Origin of the sequence: Rhodanobacter aciditrophus, assembly GCF_050026795.1 — a bacterium.
GTDB lineage: Bacteria > Pseudomonadota > Gammaproteobacteria > Xanthomonadales > Rhodanobacteraceae > Rhodanobacter_A.
In genome coordinates, this window is the sequence record NZ_JALBWP010000004.1 from 1 (window position 1) to 633 (window position 633).

At 75.2% G+C, this 633-nt stretch carries 1 protein-coding gene; it reads left to right on the top strand.

The window, feature by feature from the left end:
* On the top strand, positions 1-633 hold a 633-nt coding region (locus ACQGNW_RS00040), incomplete at both ends, for an ATP-binding protein (RefSeq protein ID WP_426661015.1).

The window sequence follows — 633 nt, forward strand, 5'->3', positions numbered from 1 at the left end:
GCGCTGAAGTTCACCGAGCGCGGCAGCGTGACGCTGCGGGCCGCGCGCAGCGGCGACAGCCTGCTGTTCAGCGTGAGCGACACCGGTCCGGGCATCCCCGAGGGGAGCCAGGCGCGGCTGTTCCAGCGCTTCGAGCAGGAAGAGAGCCCGCAGCGCCGGGCGGGGAGCGGCCTGGGCCTGGCGATCTGCCGCGAGCTGGTGGAGATGATGGGCGGCAGCATCGAGCTGCAGTCGCGGCTGGGCCACGGCAGCACGTTCCTGGTGCGGCTGCCGCTGATCGAGGTGGGCCATGCGCCGCACGGGCACGCATCGCCGTCGCCGGCGGGCGGGCAGCCGCTGCGGCTGCTGCTGGTGGAGGACGATGCGATCGTGGCGGCGGTGATCACGGGGCTGCTGCAGCAGCAGGGCCATGCGGCGTGCCACGTGGCGAACGGGCTGCTGGCGCTGGCCGAGCTGGACCGCGTGGCCTACGACGCGGTGCTGCTGGACCTGGACCTGCCGGGCGTGGACGGCTTCCAGGTGGCGCGGCTGATCCGCCAGCGGGAGGCGGGGAAGCGCGTGCCGATCGTGGCGGTGACGGCGCGCTCGGGGGAGGCGGACGAGGCGCGGGCGCGCGAGGCGGGCATGGACGGC